The 17,534-nt window shown below is 38.1% G+C and carries 16 protein-coding genes; 4 read left to right on the top strand and 12 right to left on the bottom strand.

What is annotated here, in order from left to right; genetic code table 11:
• Positions 1-260: 260 nt before the first annotated feature.
• Positions 261-563, bottom strand: a complete 303-nt coding sequence (locus ACM03V_RS23205; RefSeq protein ID WP_414623161.1) for an RNA recognition motif domain-containing protein — start codon at positions 561-563, stop codon at positions 261-263.
• Between the two features lie 343 nt (positions 564-906).
• On the bottom strand, positions 907-1,767 hold the full coding sequence (locus ACM03V_RS23200) for a glycosyltransferase family 2 protein (protein WP_414623160.1): 861 nt from the start codon (positions 1,765-1,767) through the stop codon (positions 907-909).
• Between the two features lie 306 nt (positions 1,768-2,073).
• On the opposite strand from ACM03V_RS23200, the gene cobO reads away from it, so the two are divergent.
• Positions 2,074-2,739: a cob(I)yrinic acid a,c-diamide adenosyltransferase gene (gene cobO / locus ACM03V_RS23195; RefSeq protein ID WP_414623159.1), complete on the top strand. Its 666-nt coding sequence runs from the start codon at positions 2,074-2,076 to the stop codon at positions 2,737-2,739.
• 91 nt (positions 2,740-2,830) lie between these two features.
• Here the strand turns inward: cobO and ACM03V_RS23190 are convergent, their stop codons facing one another.
• From ACM03V_RS23190 to ACM03V_RS23180, 3 genes are all read right to left on the bottom strand, one after another.
• Complete coding sequence (locus ACM03V_RS23190) at positions 2,831-3,625, bottom strand: hypothetical protein (protein WP_414623158.1); 795 nt, start codon at positions 3,623-3,625, stop codon at positions 2,831-2,833.
• Between the two features lie 888 nt (positions 3,626-4,513).
• On the bottom strand, positions 4,514-5,497 hold the full coding sequence (locus ACM03V_RS23185) for an RNA polymerase sigma factor, RpoD/SigA family (protein WP_414623157.1): 984 nt from the start codon (positions 5,495-5,497) through the stop codon (positions 4,514-4,516).
• Between the two features lie 591 nt (positions 5,498-6,088).
• Positions 6,089-7,318, bottom strand: coding sequence for an RNA-guided endonuclease InsQ/TnpB family protein (locus ACM03V_RS23180; RefSeq protein ID WP_414623156.1), 1,230 nt, complete (start codon positions 7,316-7,318; stop codon positions 6,089-6,091).
• A 27-nt stretch (positions 7,319-7,345) separates the two neighbouring features.
• On the opposite strand from ACM03V_RS23180, the gene tnpA reads away from it, so the two are divergent.
• On the top strand, positions 7,346-7,741 hold the full coding sequence (gene tnpA / locus ACM03V_RS23175; protein WP_414623155.1) for an IS200/IS605 family transposase: 396 nt from the start codon (positions 7,346-7,348) through the stop codon (positions 7,739-7,741).
• Between the two features lie 176 nt (positions 7,742-7,917).
• Here tnpA and ACM03V_RS23170 read toward each other — a convergent pair whose 3' ends face one another.
• On the bottom strand, positions 7,918-9,654 hold the full coding sequence (locus tag ACM03V_RS23170) for a helicase HerA domain-containing protein (protein ID WP_414623154.1): 1,737 nt from the start codon (positions 9,652-9,654) through the stop codon (positions 7,918-7,920).
• 141 nt (positions 9,655-9,795) lie between these two features.
• Between ACM03V_RS23170 and ACM03V_RS23165 the strand changes: the two genes are divergently transcribed.
• Together ACM03V_RS23165 and ACM03V_RS23160 are read left to right on the top strand one after the other, a co-directional pair.
• Positions 9,796-9,957, top strand: coding sequence for a hypothetical protein (locus tag ACM03V_RS23165; protein WP_414623153.1), 162 nt, complete (start codon positions 9,796-9,798; stop codon positions 9,955-9,957).
• A gap of 114 nt (positions 9,958-10,071) precedes the next feature.
• Positions 10,072-11,019 (top strand): DUF6492 family protein, encoded by a 948-nt coding sequence (locus ACM03V_RS23160; RefSeq protein WP_414623152.1) that lies wholly within the window; start codon positions 10,072-10,074, stop codon positions 11,017-11,019.
• Between the two features lie 118 nt (positions 11,020-11,137).
• Here ACM03V_RS23160 and ACM03V_RS23155 read toward each other — a convergent pair whose 3' ends face one another.
• The 6 genes from ACM03V_RS23155 to ACM03V_RS23130 all read right to left on the bottom strand — a co-directional run bounded on the left by ACM03V_RS23155 (position 11,138) and on the right by ACM03V_RS23130 (position 17,499).
• A complete protein-coding gene (locus ACM03V_RS23155; protein ID WP_414623151.1) occupies positions 11,138-11,872 on the bottom strand; it encodes a sulfotransferase domain-containing protein in 735 nt (244 codons plus the stop codon).
• Positions 11,873-11,916: 44 nt separating this feature from the next.
• Complete coding sequence (locus ACM03V_RS23150) at positions 11,917-13,137, bottom strand: glycosyltransferase family 4 protein (RefSeq protein WP_414623150.1); 1,221 nt, start codon at positions 13,135-13,137, stop codon at positions 11,917-11,919.
• A gap of 55 nt (positions 13,138-13,192) precedes the next feature.
• Complete coding sequence (locus ACM03V_RS23145) at positions 13,193-14,020, bottom strand: phytanoyl-CoA dioxygenase family protein (RefSeq protein ID WP_414623149.1); 828 nt, start codon at positions 14,018-14,020, stop codon at positions 13,193-13,195.
• Between the two features lie 185 nt (positions 14,021-14,205).
• The gene (locus ACM03V_RS23140) at positions 14,206-15,975 is read right to left on the bottom strand and encodes a multicopper oxidase family protein (RefSeq protein WP_414623148.1); all 1,770 of its coding nucleotides are present in this window, start codon (positions 15,973-15,975) and stop codon (positions 14,206-14,208) included.
• Between the two features lie 401 nt (positions 15,976-16,376).
• Positions 16,377-16,958, bottom strand: a complete 582-nt coding sequence (locus ACM03V_RS23135; RefSeq protein WP_414623147.1) for an NADPH-dependent FMN reductase — start codon at positions 16,956-16,958, stop codon at positions 16,377-16,379.
• A gap of 106 nt (positions 16,959-17,064) precedes the next feature.
• On the bottom strand, positions 17,065-17,499 hold the full coding sequence (locus ACM03V_RS23130) for a hypothetical protein (RefSeq protein ID WP_414623146.1): 435 nt from the start codon (positions 17,497-17,499) through the stop codon (positions 17,065-17,067).
• Positions 17,500-17,534 lie beyond the last annotated feature (35 nt).

Raw genomic sequence — 17,534 nt, 5'->3', positions numbered from 1 at the left:
AAATTTCATCCCACGATTAAAAACCGTGGGCTTTCATTTTCGTGAATGTTGTAAAGTTGTAGAGATGCAATATAAAACATAAAAAAACCCGGTTTTTTGGGAAAAACCGGGTTTTTTAGTTCTTAATTGAGATAGAGCAGATAGTTAAAGGTAATATCTTTCTCCATCAAAAAACTCAAGCATTCTCGCCTGAGTGACAAGTAAATTAATTTTATGGACTAGATAAGGTAATTAGCTGTTAAAGCTAACATAGATAAACCTTAGTAGCGGTTGTTAAAATTATTTCTACGATTGCCTCCTCCTCCGAAGGAATTTCTCTGTTCTCTGGGTCTTGCCTTATTTACTTTAAGATCGCGCCCCATCCATTCAGCACCATCGAGAGCCTCGATAGCCGCTGCTTCTTCATCTTCTGAATTCATTTCTACGAAGCCAAAACCGCGCACTCTACCTGTTTCGCGGTCAGTAGGAATTTGAACTCGTCTTACAGTGCCATATTCTGCAAAAACGGCATTCAAATTTTCCTCTGTAACGTCGTAAGAAAGATTACCTACGTAAATCGACATGGATCGTCTCCGAAATCATTAGTGTGTAGAGATTTACATTTCGGAGATAAGTCTGTGAATACTAAAAACAAACGCTGTCTACCGAATTCTATTCTCCTTGGTAAGTATAACATAAGGGTCAACTTATGGGGAGGGAATAATTCGTAGTTCCTAATTAAAGTTATGGGGAAATTAGTGGTGTCAGTTTCCTACCTATGATTTTTTATGTTTGACTTTAGGTTAAGATTATTACTTAATCTATATCAGTACACAATAAGAGGAAAAAGGTATTTATCCTTGTTAAAATTATCAAAGCGTCATCTCTACCTTATTCTAATTCTTATTAATATAATCACTATCTAATTTAGATAACCGGGTAATTATACTTAATACAACCTTGTAAATGCCCTCCTAACCAAGCCAAATCTAATAACCATCTGACAAAAGTTTCTTTATCCCGGACTTTAACTAAAAATTTCAGAGGGAGAATTGCAGCATCTTTAGACAAATTTCTCCACCTAATTAATTTAGGCATTCCCATCTTTTGATGTTTTTGATGCAGCAAAATATCGTAACAAGCTAATCTCCAGCATCGACGGTACATACCTTTTACAGTATTGCGAAATCGAAAATAAATGACTGCATTTGATGCGGATTCCAGCTTAATGCCCGTTTTTTGTACTCTCCAGCAGTAATCTATATCTTGGAGTAACAGCATCGTTTCATCGAAGCCACCAACTCGATCGTGAACCGAACGTTTAATACCAAGATTATTGCCTCCTGCATAAGGGAAATATACATAATCTTTGATTCCGTTAGCTTCTCTGACTCCGCAGCATTTTACTATCCACGGTTCGTTTAATTTGGAATAATCGCTATTACCAGCTACGAAGTCATGTTTCGAGAGTGCTTCTATGATTGCTGCTACCCACCCGGTTGTTACTTCATCATCAGCATCGCAAAATGCTAAATTATCAGATATTGCTACACTTGCTCCTACATTACGAGCATGAGCAGAACCTTTGATGGCTGATGCATTAACTATACGTAGGTTAGGTAAATTATGCTGATATTGCTTTACAATATTTGAGGTTTCATCTGTTGAACCATTATCAGCAATAATAATTTCCCAAGGTTCCGAGCATTTCTGTTTTGTCAAAGCTTCTAATTGAGCCGCAATAGTATCAGCAGCGTTAAAGCATGGAATTACAACACTTAATTTCATAAAAAAATTAGTTTTAGAAGGTTCGTTTGATTGTTTCTATCTCAGGAATTTCAAAAAAGTAGTTTATCTATACCTGTATAAATGTCACAGATAACACTCCATAATTGGAACAATCAATACAAATCAGAAATTATTTTTTACTTACTTTTAACTTACGATAAAAAGCTGTTAATAACCTTTAATTAATGGTGATTTTTCTGTAAAGATAGTTCAATATAAATAGAAGCATAAGTTCTTTTACCTACGAAATTTTAGTAATGACAAAGGTTTTAGAACTTTTAATTAAATAATTAAAAACAGGGTATCATGGAAGATAATCAAAATTTAGATACTTCATCTGACGTAAACGTTGCAGAAAGTAAATCGCTAACAGCAGAACAGTATCGTAAAAAAATGCAGCGGCGTAAAGCAGTGCAAGACCAAAGAATCGCAGACGCTTCTCTCGAAAAAGGTTTAATTGTTGTCAATACTGGCAATGGTAAGGGAAAAACAACGGCATCGTTAGGAATGGTGTTGCGTTCCCTCGGACACGGTTATAAAGTAGCAATTATTCAGTTTATTAAAGGTGCTTGGGAACCTTCTGAAAAAAAAGCATTTAGTACTTGGAAGGAAAACGGTCAGCTAGTTTTTCACGCAATGGGTGAAGGTTTTACTTGGGAAACTCAAGACCGCGATCGCGATATTGAAAAAGCCCAAGCAGCATGGGATAAAGGATTGGAATATATTCGCAATCCAGAGTATAAACTAGTACTTTTAGATGAAATTAATATAGCTATAAAACTCGGTTATTTAAGAGTAGAAGAGATATTAACTGGACTAGAACAAAAACCCGAAAGAAATCATGTCATATTAACAGGTAGAGGGGCACCTCAATCGCTGATCGAGCGAGCCGATTTAGTTACTGAGATGAGCCTAATTAAACATCCTTTCCGCGACCAAGCTATTAAAGCACAGCCGGGAATTGAATATTAAAGCAGGTTAGTTGTTAGTTGTTAGTTGTTAGGAGTTAACAGTTAACAAGATGGTTAACCATCAACTTAACTCTACTATTTAATCACCAAAACTATTGAAAATTAGCTTTACAGGCTTTCAAAATATTTTGGTCATTTTCACCAACGGTATCAAGCTGATAATAATCTTGCAATGTAACTGAATAAGCGTAGTTTGCTAATTCATTCTCATCTTCTTTGGGCAGCCCATTTGTTGAAGCTACTTCAGTTGGATGAATATCGCCAGCGTAACCTTTGACTGTCATCGCGATTTCTCCGGAGCGATCGAGAGTCCCTTGAAAGCAGTTGAACTCGGAAGAAGGCATATACATTCCACCAACAACTCTAAGTGCTTGTTTTTCAAAGACTATATACCCTTTACCAAATTCTCCGGCTCGTTGCGAACTTCCATAAAGAAATACCCCATCACGCTCCGGAAAATTATTTGTCAGTATAGTTCCCTTTATAGATGCTTTCTCCTCAGAAAATCTGGTTTGAGTGGGAGATACACTGTCTAATTCTTGCGTAACATCTTCGTAATTAGAAGAATTATTGCGCTGTATCCAAGTATAAGTCTTGCCAGGAGATACGCTCGCAGTGTCAGATGGGGACTCAGCAGACGAACTGTCTAATACTTTCCGCAATCGCGCTTCCTTAGAAATTAATTCGGGATTAATTTCCTGATTATTTTCTATCCCACTAGTTGCTTCTTCTTCCAAATGTAATGATGATGCTGCTTGTAGTCGAGCAATCTGTTTGGATCGAACGGGTTGAGCGTATTGAGCTACTGTACCAATCGCTAAAAATAATCCTAGTAAAGGAAGTGCAAAACGGCGGGATGGAACAATCTTTTTAATATTTTTAAGCACTCAACTCCTCCTATGATATAAACGTTTATATTTACGTATTAGGTTATAAACTTTACTAAGTGTTTTCCTTGAATGTATTATTAAAACTCTAATTTATATTGTCCGGTAAAAAAACCGTAAGTTATTAAAAGTTTTGTTTTATTTTTGTAAGTCAACTTTATACTATCACTACATAAGTATTGGCAGATCGTCCAAAAGGTTGAATCCAAAGGATGAAAAGTAGAAGTATTAAATAATTATTCAAATAAATAATTATGAAATTATTTATACTTTTTTCATCCTTCTATTTAGGTATTTTGATTTGTAAAAACTTATGACGTTAAATAAATTATTTTCACCTAAAAGCTCTTTGCTGCAATGCTTTCAAGCGTTATAGCCATTGAATAAATGATTTTTCATAGTTAAATAAAATTTATGATTAATCATTAATCATTTATCTTTGAATATATAACAGATATTAATCATTTGACAGTTTTGACAAGATACTTTATGTCTGAAAAAAATAATATATATTCTTTACGAAAACTTTGATAAATTACATAGACATTTAACCCTACATAACAATCCGATATGTTATCGGAATTTAATAAAAGCAATAATTGAAATTATTTTAATTGTTATAAACGGTTTTTTATCCTTAAAAGCTATTAGCTCCACCGCTGTTAGCTGTTAGCTGGCAATGTTCGTTGGGGATTTAAACCCCAACAAGACGCAAAGTCTGCCACGGGGATACTCCCTGTGGCGAGCTTTGCGGCTTGCACGCCCATTGACGGCGGGGCATATTAAACCCAGAGACGGCTAAAAGCGGGCATGCCGAAAGCTGGATAAAAAATCGCCCCCCTTATGGGAGGCGCGTCGCGTTTGGAATATTGCTACATCAAACTATTATTAACTTGCGACATATTCCTTAACATTGGCACGACGGCGACGTAAATGAGCCAGTGCTTGGTGTTCCAATTGACGAACTCTTTCGCGACTGAGGCTTAAACGTTCGCCAACTTTCGCTAAGGACATTTCATTACCATCTGTTAATCCGAAGCGTAAAGCCAAAACTTGCCGTTGTTGGGGAGTAAGTTCCGCTAACAAGTTGTTCAAGTCTTGACGTAAGAACTCCTGAGTTGTGTAATACTCTGGTGAAGGGCCGTCATCTTCAAGCATTTCTTGCAACTCGGTGTCCTGATTGTCGCCAACCCGTACATCTAAAGAAACTGGTTGACGAGCCATATTCAAGTACTCGCGAATTTGTGCGGGTTCCAAATTCAACTCTTTTGCAATCTCTGTCGGAGATGGCGATCGCCCTAATGTCTGAGCAAGTTCGCGCTGTACTTTTTTGATTTTGTTCAGCTTCTCGGTAATATGAATTGGTAAGCGAATAGTTCTACCTTGCTGTGCGATAGCGCGAGTAATCGCTTGACGAATCCACCAGTAAGCATAGGTAGAGAACTTATAGCCGCGAGTCGGATCGAATTTTTCTACACCCCGCTCTAATCCTAAAGCTCCTTCCTGAATTAAATCCAGAAACTCCATATTTCGCTTCTGGTACTTCTTGGCGATCGCCACAACCAAGCGCAAGTTCGCTTCAATCATCTTCTGCTTGGCGCGTTTACCCTCAAAAACTGTCTTTTCCAGTTCAGAACAAGGTAAATCAACTTCCTTACTCCACTCTTCTAAACTTATTTCGCGATCGTGCTTTTTCGAAGCAGCTTCTTTGGCTTCAACAAGCTTCATCATTTTTTGCACTTGCTTCCCGAAAATAATTTCTTGCTCGCGGGTAAGCAACGGTACTCTACCAATCTCGCGCAGATAGGTTCGCACCATATCAGCCGTAAACTTGGTATTGTTTTTTTCAGTTACAGTTTTTTCAATGGGCATTAGTGCGTTTTCCTCTACTCCGTAAATACTATGAGTATTTAATTAATTAGGGAGGGAATGGAAAATACTAGTGGTAGAACCGGCGGAAATGCCTTCCTTAAATCCCTACTCATACAGAGACTTTTCAGACGGTGATACTTCCCCATCAGTTCTTGTGCCTCCCCCTATTTATCAATCCCCTAGAATTAAAATTTTATGGTTTCAACAATTTATTTATTTTCCTCTATCGCCAATAGCGACAGCTTAAATATGAAGTCAGTATGAGTTTTACTTAATCTAATATTACGACAAATTTTGTCGTTAGTAAAGACCATTATATAAATCTTTCCATTATAAAGCATTAAGAGTCGGTTTACCAAGAAGTAACAAAGAGTTATCCTTTTTAGGGCAGCCGATATGTATATATATATAGTGACGCGAAAACAGCTAATCCGGTTCTCTCCAAATAGCCGGATAACCGAACTTAGGGGGATTTTTCATGGGTGGAAGTTACTAAGTTGATATATTGCGGAATCAGTAATTATCAATTTGTAGTTAACGGATTGTCTTTCTTTGACACTCCCCATCCATAAATGGAAGGGGATTCTAGTTTCACCGTCGTTGTTTGCTTTTGCAGGTATTGCTACCAACAGAAGTAGGGACTACAACTCCACTAGCGTTAGTTTGGGGATGCCCTCCCCTACCGTTTACACGACTTAGAATTACTTTGGCGGCGTTAATGTCGCGCTGTTCGATGTGTCCGCAATGAGAACAATAATGTGTCCGAGTACTGAGACTTTTTTGAGTCCTAACTCCGCAATTACTACATTCTTGAGATGTGTAGTGTGGTGGCACTGCGATTACTTCACGACCGAACTTTCTGCCAAAATATTCGAGCCACTGGCGGAAAAGATACCAAGATGCATCAACAATACTAGACGCTAGTTTGTGGTTTCTTACCAAGCCGCTTACATTTAAGTCTTCCAAGACGACCATACTGTTTAGTAGGCATAAGTTACGCGCAAGTCTAGAGGCGTGTTCATTCCTTTGTCTTGTTACTCTCAGATGTTTACGAGCATAAACACCACGCGCTTTTCTTCTACCAGATGACCCTTTTTTCTTTTTATAAATCTTGCGTTGAGAACGCTTTATATCTTTTTCGACTTTGCGTAAAAACCTTGGGTTGTGTTCATGATTACCGTTACTATCTGAATAAAAATATTCAAGCCCGACATCAATACCGACTTCAGAAGTAGTGTCTGGTGCGGGTTGAGTATTATCAACTTTGACGCAAAATTGAACATAAAAACCGTCGGCACGTTTAACTATACGCACACGTTTTATCAATTTTTCATCAATAGTATTGATGTCCCACTTGCCTAAAAGTTTTAATCCCCCAACACCTTTTTTATCAGTAAAGGTAATGCGTCTTTTAGTCGGGTGCAACTTCCACCCAGATTGTTTATATTCAACTGAACGGCTATGTTTTTTGAAACGAGGATATCCTTTTTTGCCAGGTTTTCCTTTTTTACACTTATCAAAGAAACGATTAATAGCACGTTCTACGTTTTCTACAGATGCTTGGCAAGCATGACTGTTTAAGTCTTTTACAAACTTGAATTCATCTCTCAACTGAGTGTTGTAACGGTAAAGCTCTTTTTTGCCAACACCGCGATTATCCATCCAGTAACGTAACACCTTGTTACGCACAAACTGTGATGTCCGAATAGCTTCGTTTATAGCAATTTTTTGGTTTTTATTTACTACTGCTTTATACTCCATTACAAGCACTCTTGCATCACCTCCTTGTCCCCACCGCTCACTTCTATATTTTATATACATATTAACTATATAATTGCAATTAAAATAATGAATCCTGTCAAATCAAACAGAAATATTGTTTACTCCTGCAAGTATCACGTTGTTTGGTGTCCTAAATATCGCCGTCCTGTACTAGTTGATCAAGTAGAGAAACGTCTTAAAGAGTTGTTATTTGAGATTGCAGAAAAAATTCAAGTAGAAATAATCGAACTTGAAACGATGCCCGACCATGTTCATATTTTGTTTGAATGTGACCCACAGTTTGGAGTACACAAAGTGGTAAAAAGGTTTAAAGGTGCTACTAGTAGATATTTGCGGCAAGAATTCCCACACTTGAAAAGCCGTATTCCTACTTTGTGGACTAACTCTTACTTTGTTTCTACTGTTGGCGGCGCTCCCTTAGAAGTTATAAAGCAATATGTAGCTAATCAAAAGGAAATTTGACGGACAATAAATTGTCCTACTGGCTAACCCCATAAATAGAATTTAGGGGCTTGCGCCCTATGATTCCCGGTCAAGGAAAGTAGATTACATTTGAGGAGATGGGGGGACAAGGAGACAAGGGGACAAGGAGACAAGGAGATAATATAAATAACTCCTAACTGTTAACTGTTAACTGACTAAAAGCCCAAATCTGCTTTTGCTAATTCTGCGGCTGCAAATACTTCTTCATCAGGTTTGCTTTCCCATTCGGGGTCGCCAATTTCTTTGTAAAATTCGGTATCATAGGGACGAGTACGCACAACTACCGGCATGGGAACGGCGTGACCTAAAATTAATGCTTGTTGTTTGGAATCTAATTTTGCTAACACCGATTTCAAGCCTCCAGCACCGGAAACCCCTGTAAATATCGCGTCAATGTCTTTTTCGTCGTTGAGCAAAGCTGTGATGCGGGTACCAACTTGGGACATAACTTCATTATCTATCCCAGAAGGTCTTTGGTCTACTACTAATAAAGTTACGAAATATTTCCGCATTTCACGAGCAATGGTACCAAAAATTGTACTTTGCACTATTGCCGAGTCAAGGAAACGGTGTGCTTCCTCAATTGTAATCATTAACTGTAATGGTTTATCAACGGGATTTTTAGTTTGCAGAAACTTTTCTGCTTTACGAACGTATTGTTGGTGAATGCGCCTTGTAATCATGTTCGTCACCAACATATAAGAAAGCATATCCGATTGAGAACCGAATTCTACGACAACATTTTTCCCAACTTCGAGCGATCGCATAATTTGAGTAATATAATTGTGTGGACAAGCAGCACGCATATACTTCATGTTGTCCATCCGCAACAGTTTGCGCTGTAGTGCGGTAATTGAACCTTGGTGTCCCCGTTTTTCTTCGCAAAACATTTTAATTTCTTCGTTTGTCATGTTCAATAGCTGAACAATCCAAGATTTACCAAATTCAGCGTGAAGAATATTAGCATTATCAATACTCGCGTCGGAAAGTCCTAACTCACGAGAACATAACTTAATATCTTCTACTTCTATTTGGTCGTAACTTAAATAAAGGTCTTGAGCGTGAGGTACTCCACGACGTTTTGTAGATTCCGGATCGAGAGTATATACTTCTATTTTGCTGGGAAATAACTGCTTTAAACCCTTAACAACACTTAAATTCTTCCCTTCGGAAACCGCTTCCCAACCGTATTCCGAGTGCATATCAAAAATTAAATTTACCGCAGCATTTTTCTTAATTGTCCCAGCTAAAAGCAAGCGCGTCAAAAAGGATTTACCCGTTCCAGATTTACCAAAAACGCCATTACTTCTTTCCACAAACTTATTCAAATCGATGCAAACGGGTACATCCATATCCAAAGGTTTACCAATGGAAAAATTCTTCCTTTGTGGATCGTCTTCCCAACCGAATACCCGGCGAAAGTCATCTTGAGAAGCTTCGTAAACTTGGCTAAAATGAGTCGGAATGGTTTTAACCGGCATTAATTCCATCGTAGTACTAGTTTGCGCTTGAAACGATGCCAAACTAGTATTTACAGCTTCTTTTATTTTTGCAGACTTGTTATTTGTATAAGAATCCGATTCGTTTGATTCGGGAGTAAACATTAACATTGGCGAAAGATTGATAGTACCGTAAGTACCGCTTCCTGCCAAAATATCGCGCATAAAAGTATCTTCCCAACTCGGAGGATAAGCCACAATCCTTTGGTTGGCTATTCCTAATGCCACATCCGTCAGCATACAGAAAAATCGCGATCGCACACCTTGAACAACCAGAAACTTACCCACCCGCATATCTTCAACCAAAATATCGGGGTGCAGTCGAACTTCCAATCCCCCAGTTAAAGAACCTTGAATAACCGAACCTAATGGTTGTCTATTAATAGAATTCATAAAAATCAGCGCATAACTTTATTAGTTCTTCTTAAAGAATTTTAATTGTACTGTATAAGTTATGCGAAAAATATATGAATCTATCCCACTAATACCAAAATTTGATAATCTATTTCTTAACTGAGAAGGGTGTATCACTTTATGGCTGGGCGTTTTGAAGGATTAAGCGATAAGACATGGAAGTTGTTCGAGGATATATTTCCTCCAGAACCAGAACAACGTGGTAAAGGAATGCCTCATGCACCGTATCGTCATATATTAAATAGTGTTATACATTTTTATTACTGGATGTCGATGGTGTGACCTGCCGCGAGGTTGTATAGAACCCATTTGGTATCTTTTCTTGAAATGCAACGGCTTTCCTAAAGCCGTTTTAACCACCCTAGTAACTATAAGGGTTGGGGAAACCGAAAAATCATGAAAAATATTCAATTAAAATCTTCAAAAATACCTGCCGTTTTACCAATAGCCGTTCACCCTCAACGTAATCAATTAGATTATCAACGGTTGCAAATGCTTTTGTATTCTCTAAGAAAAAAAGAAGCATATAAATGGCTAGAACAGTTATATCTGGTAACACCAGACAATCAAAAACAATCCCTAGCAAAGCATTGCAAAAATGTTGATTTTATCAAAATTAACATTTTAGGAGAAGAAGAATTATTTCCTGAATTTAAGCAGTATATTAATAAGCACTATTATAATTATAGAAAGCAAATGCTCATCAAGATTGGCATTGCTAAAATAATTGAAACCGAGTTTTTTTTAACTTTAGATAGCGACATTATTTGCCTCCAAGAAATTACCTCAGAAAGCTTAATTGTTGATGGCAAGGCTCTGATGGATTATGAAGAAAAAAGCTTACATCATGCTTGGTGGGAATCATCAGCAGAAGTTTTATCTACTCCTGTAGAAACTAACATACCGGGAATATCAGTTACTCCATCCATTTTGTCACGAACTATATGTGAGTACCTCATTGAAGAAGTTGAGAATAAGTATCAAGAGAACTGGATTTTGACTTTGATGGGAATGGAAAGAATAGAAAAAGCTAAATTTTGGACAGAGTACTCTTTATATTTTTTGTGCGCTCAAAAGAAAAACTGTTTGACAAAGTACCATTTAGATAATTTAGATGACAAGAATATTCCGTTGATAGATCATAACTATAGTGTATGGTTCGCTAGTGAAATTGAAAAGATGAAAAACCTAGAGCAATTGCCACCACCATCGGGTTTATTTGCAGTACTTCAAGGTGCATCAGGTATTTCTTTAGAAACAATCCTGAATCATCTTCCTACTATGCTTAAAATAGACTCTGAAGACGAACAGTTACTTGAATTACGTCAGGATATTTTACACTAACTTCTTTACAAAATATCAAGAAAAGCTACTAAAACATCATTTTCAATTTTTCCATTTTCGTTGCGTAAGTCCTATACTTATAAGATGGCGGATCACCCGATATTTATAATTTTTTTTACTACCAATTCTCATCAGTTTCATAACCAGTTTTGATTAAAATTGGATTAAACAATTTTTTGAACTGCTCAATGTGATGGGATGAAAAATGATTTTTCCAATCTCCTGGCAAACCCCTACGATAATGAGAATAAACATCTTCCTCTCCCTCTTTCCTTCCACCCGACAAACGATTAAAAGCGTGTTTCTCTACAATTGCGTGTAAATCTTCCTGAGAAAGTAAGTTTGGTGTAATCTGTAGATGTGAAAATATCTGTTTAAATTCCTCCACTGGATTAGCAATCAAATCCTCAAACCTTTTTTCTAAAATGTTGGGATTGTGGTAATCCCAAGAAAAGATGTGGTATAAGTAAACTGAGGAAAATTCCATTTCAGCTAATATTCCCTTTTCCTTATCTAAGGTTTTTAAGTAATTTCTATATACCTTCATCTTTGGCCAGCGTTCGCTATGATTGTATAAATGTGAGAAATAGCCAGATACAATCATGTCCCTGGGATCGCGTATGACATGGAAACCCGGACATTCCAAAGAGCGTACAAGTAAATAATCTGAATTCCAACAAATTAAACAGGATTTTTCTAATGGTAGATAATCTGGATAGAGTCGCTTAGGCAATTCCACTGCATGATCTTCTATTTCCCATGTATATTTGAGAGTATCACAGATATCCTTAATAATCTTAGTTATATACTGAGAGCAACATTTGTGATGACCATAATAGGCAGTTTGAAACATTTTTTAATACCTAATTAAAACAGTAGATTTTCTGTTAAATTTGCTCAAAATAGTTCTGCTACAGCAGATTCCACCCTTTTACCAATAGCTGACCAAGAATATTCTGCTTGCACCAGTTCAAAGGCTGAAGTAATAAGTTTTTGTGCCAAAGATGGATCTGACCAAAGCTGACGTACTCCTTCGGCGATCGCATCTACTTCTTCTCGTATCAGCAAATGTTCGCCGTCTTTAACTTTTAACCCCTCCGCACCTTTAGCGGTACTAACCACAGGAAGTCCAGCAGCAAAGGCTTCTAAAATTTTCAACCGCGTGCCACTACCGTGATATAATGGCACAACCATTACACTAGCTGCTGCAAAATAAGGACGCATATCTGGAACTGCACCAATTACAGTAATTCCAGAATCTTGTTCAGCAGCATCGAGCATCCATTGAGTTGGGTTACGTCCTACCACCAACAGACGACAATCTGGGTAAAGTTGTCGTAGTTGGGGATAAATTTTATTAATCAGTAACTCAACTGCCAAAGAATTAGGGGGAAATGAAAGCGTACCAGGAAAAAGTATATTTCGCTGTGTCTTTTCCCATCCTTCGGGTATTGGGTATTCACCAAAGCGAACACTATCGTAGTAAATTGTATTGACTCCGTTAGGAATCAAACGAGTGTCCCAAGCTCTTCCATATACCTCTGTTAGACCTTCGTCATCTACATCGCTGAATGTCCAAATTTGATCTGCTTGCGGGAGCAACTTACGTTCCGCTTGCTTTGTGCGGTAAATATCTATGAAGCCCGATAATTTATCATAAACCTTCACTTTCTGGTTCTTAATCGAAGAACGCGCTGTGTGGAACGCTTCAGTCACTACCACTTCAACGTTGTGTTCCTCTAAAATGAAGCGGCAACCATAACGTTTAATGACCGGAATATAATTATAAGCTCGAATATCCGCAAGCACTACATCAGGTCGAAATTCTTCCAGAGCTTTCTGTAGTTCTTGTTCGGCAACTTTGGTATACCGTCCCATTGTCCTACCAAATCTACCAGGATGCAGCCACCAAAATTGGAGTTCTAGTTTCTCCCAGAATGAATATTGCGGTGCAGTTAGGTTGTAATGATGCTGTGGTTCAATCCCTGGGATTACTTGAGGGTCGGGTTTCCTGGCAAAAATGTAAAAAACCCCAACAGGACCAAATTTCATCATAATATTAACGTCTTGCCAGTGACGTAAAGGTCCTCCTCCCTTGGCTGGGTACGGTTCACCCATAGAAATGATAATGAGTGTACGAATCGTGGGAATAGTCACGCACAAAACTCCTTATTCAACCAATTGTTGATAATAAAGCATCTTCTCGCAGTTGCTCAAGCGGTCGATAATCTTTACCTGCTAAATATTCAGGACGTGGATTTTCAACCGGAATGGGAATATTATCCACACTGTTGTAGGCAATTACGACAATTGTACGATTGAACGGGGACATAATATTAGGTGCTGAACCATGAACACAACTGGGATGAAACAGAAGAACTGAACCAGCAGCACCTTTTGGTGCAACAATTCCGTATTTTTCCACCAATTTGCTAACAGTTGTTCTACTCAACATATACTGTGTTCGACGATATTTAAGATATTGTTTCTGTTCGAGGGCTGAAGCTTCTTCCTCTTCAGCAATCGGGTTAATCAAGCCTTCGTGATGAGAACCGGGCATCAGCAAAGTCGGACCATTAAATTCGTTAACCTCATCCAAAAATACCATAGCGATCGCAGCAGCATCTGTAGGCATACCATCGTCTTTGCAAAAATAGTAAGAATCTTGATGCCACGACCACATGGTGTCTGCAAATGCTGGCTTAAAATTCAGGCTACAGCGGTGAATGTATACAGAAGAGTCCCCTACTATCTGCATTACTGGCTCTATAAGTTTTGGGTGACGGACTAATCTATGAAAAATTTTGTTTTCCAGGTGCGCCCCATGAATTATCCTGACAGTTTTCCCGTCTTTTTTGATAACCTTTCCAGGCAAATCTTGGAGACATAAAGCGTTCGCTTGAGTCCGCATCACCTCTACTTCCGCAGGGTTAAAACAATTGGGCAAAAGCAGATAGCCTTCGTCTTCGTAAGTTTTGAGTTGCTGGCTGGTTAGTTGCATCGGTAGTTATAGTCCTTATAAATTCATAATTTATCAAAGAAAGTGCTGATGACTTAATATTAATTGCGTGAAGGGAAGTTCCTTTTTCCAGGAAACTCCCCTTTTTAGAAAGGTAAATCTTTATTTACTTCCAATACTCTTAGGTGACAAGTTGAAGGTTAGGAATTAGGAACTAAGCTGGAAGTTTATTTATAGCTCTTGGGATCTATTACTTTGAGGTTCTGCATCATGCCCTTATCTTCGTGATCGAGAATATGGCAGTGATAGACAAACACACCAGTAATGAAGGGGTTTAAGAAGGGAATACGGATTGTAGTTGTGCTGTTTGGTGGCAAGTTAATCATATCCCGATACTCTAAGGATTCTAATTCACAAGTATAGGTATCATCCTTATTTTTCGTACATTTCCCATTTTTTATCTTGTAATTGTCGTAGGTGCTGCCCGGATCTTCTTGGAGTTTAACCTGAGTAACTAAGTAATCGAGCTGGTGCATATGGAAAGCGTGTGGAGCGTCTGTGGGGTTAACTACCTGCCATTCTTCTATATCCCCCAAGTGGGAAACTTTGTCAATCCTATTTTCATCGTACAGCTCATCGTTTATAGTAAATACCCTAAAACTCTTGGTAGGGTCTTTGGGGTCTTTAAGAGTTGCGGTATTAAAAGTGAAGGAACGTTCTTGAGTAAGTGGTTCGTTTGGATACGCATCTTTTAGGGTTATGCATTTAGAATGCTCCTCACCCTCTTGGCATTGGGTATAACTAGCTAGTTCAACAGGATCTGGGAGAATAAGGTCTACTTTTGATTCCTGCTCAGTGATGTAGTCATATAAATTTTCGCTGTTTTCGGTCTTACAATGTGAACCATCTGGAGTAAGCTGCCTACCATCTGGAGTTTTGTAGCATACCTCTTCACCTCCTACAGTCACAGTTACTAACTGGTAGCTTTTTTGGTTTGGTTTATTAACCCACTGTTGCTGCATTTTGGTCAAGTTGGTAGTAAAATCGGAAACCAGATTGTATGTATCGCTAGAATCACCTCCTACTACAAGCAGATCGACTCGGCTAGCAGGTGGAATTAGCACTGAGTCGGTAAGTTCTGGATTTTTCACAGAACCGCCATCACGCCCCAAGATAATAAAATTTTTGCGCTTATTAGGTTCAACAAAAGCAGGGTTTGATGTATTAGTAGTTTCTAGGGCAAGATTGAGGTAATTATCTGCGCCAATATTACCGATACGCCAGAACTGAACCTCACCAGGCTGAATTGTTATTTTTGGGTTAAGTTGACCATTAAGAGTAAAGCAATCTGGATGGGTTTCCTCATCACCTAGAACGTCATTAAAATCCTTGAACATCATCACCTGCTGAGTAATGTTACTGAGATTTCTTGGTTGTGACTTTTTGTTATAAGTGCTGGCTGGGGTAAGCTTGATTCCTCTAACAATTGGAAATGTGTCAGAATCCTCAACATTACTCCTCTCATCCTTAATGATAATTCCACCTGACATACCAGTCCGAACCTGATTATTGCTAACTGTGTGTACGTGGGGATGATACCAAAACAACCCGGACTGATGTTTTTCTGGAATATTGACTTGCATATGGTACTCAGTTGTCGCACCATACTTATTATTCGGATAAGAATCACCTGGATAAATACCACCAGGAAGATTAGTTATTGTGCCATGCTTTGAGTCAGGGGTCATAGAACCACCTTTTTTTGGTGTCACGTTTGAGTGAACGTGCATCACCACATCATCAGAACCCAGTAGAGGTGACACGTTGAAGCCATGATAATGAAGATTAGTGTCTTGAGATACGCTCTCTAAATTTTGTTCTGTTAGTGGTAGTTTCCCTTCCAATTCAACATTTACTGGTAAGTCGTTGGTAAGCGTCAGGTCAATGAAGTTACTAGGAGACACGACTATAGTTGGTGGGTTATAGGTTGGACTCAAGGTTTGTTTTTTACTATCCTTACCATAGTAAGTAGACCCGTAGAGGTAGCCATTGTAACTTGCCTTACTCGTATCTCCATCCAGCGTGAAAGCGCCCGAAGTCGCATCTAAACTAATTTGACCATTATCCGCGTATGCAAACGGTGGATTTTTAAAATCTGGCAAATCCGTTGTAGGTGTAAGCTCACATGAATTGAACTTAGAATTGTCGCCAGGGTTGTCAGCAACGGCTTCTCCATTAAACGTAGAAACAGAAATAAACACTCCTACCAAACTCACAATCAGTAGCCTGCGTAGGAATAGAAATAAACATTCCATAATATGTATTTTTCATCAATCGCACTCCTATGACAGTCTGTAATACTAAAATATACTTTCTCAAAATTTAATAAAATTTAAAGTTAGTTGGTATTTGAGAGTTGCTTTTGATTGACCATTGCTTCGCTGTACCAAACCAGTTCATTAATAAAGGATTCCAGTTTGGTTTTAAACCCCAAATCGCACAATTTACCATCTTCATCAAATACCTCTTGAATATAGGAAATCGGCAATTTATCTGGAATAGGCAATCCGCCTAAAGCAAGGCAGACTAATCGCAATTGCGCCAAACAATCTAATCCTCCAAATCCTCCAGAAGATACGGTACAAATGCCAATTGGTTTATGTTTTAAAGCCTGGGGTTCAAGATAGTCAAGAGCATTTTTTAACACTCCAGGATAGCCATTTTTATATTCTGGAGTAACAATCAAAATACCATCGGCTTCACCTAATTTGGAGCAGAATCTTAGTAAATTAGGAGGAGTTTCTTCCATTTCCTTTAATCGCTCCTCCAACATAAATAACTTATATTCACCGAGGTCAATTAATTCGGTTTGAATGCAGTTATTTTGGAGTAGTTCTCCTAAAATAAATTGAGCGACTTTTAAACTTTTTCTGCCATTTCTACAGCTTCCTAAAAGAATAGGTATTGATAATTTTGTCATATTTAATTTAGGAGTAATTTTTCTAGTTTGACTTGTAATAAACCTCCTGTTATTTTTGTTTGCGTATATCATATTTTGGGGTTCAAAATTAATAAAGTCTGTCCCATTATTGATCTAATTTGTAGTAAAACTCGCGGCAGAGGAAATTAGTGCGTTCGCCATCCTTAAATTTAAGAAAGGCAGCAATTACGCACAAACCTTTATTCATATTGGCTGCTAACAGAGGTTCTACTCCATCAAGGTTGTAATAGGCATTGAAGGCTGTTTGACCGAGATTATCTACAAATGTTGTTACCTCAACTTTGCCCCAATCTTCTGGGGAATCAGCACCATAAGCATTTATGAACAGCCGATCGTCTTGCTGAGTTATAGTAAACTTTTTAATCCACTCAGTTTGTTGATTAGAATTGATCCATGTACCCAGAATGGCATCTAAGTCAATTTGAGCATTGCTATTAGATTGATAACTCAGAGTTTCACCGTAAATTTCATTCCATTTCATCCTATTAATATCTCCATCTATTGTTTTTGGGGTTGGCACCAGAAAATTATTAGCATTAATTAACCCTAAAGACT

Source organism: Calothrix sp. CCY 0018 (assembly GCF_963920925.1).
Classification (GTDB): Bacteria; Cyanobacteriota; Cyanobacteriia; order Cyanobacteriales; family Nostocaceae; genus Rivularia.
This window is presented reverse-complemented; position numbering and strand designations above follow the sequence as displayed.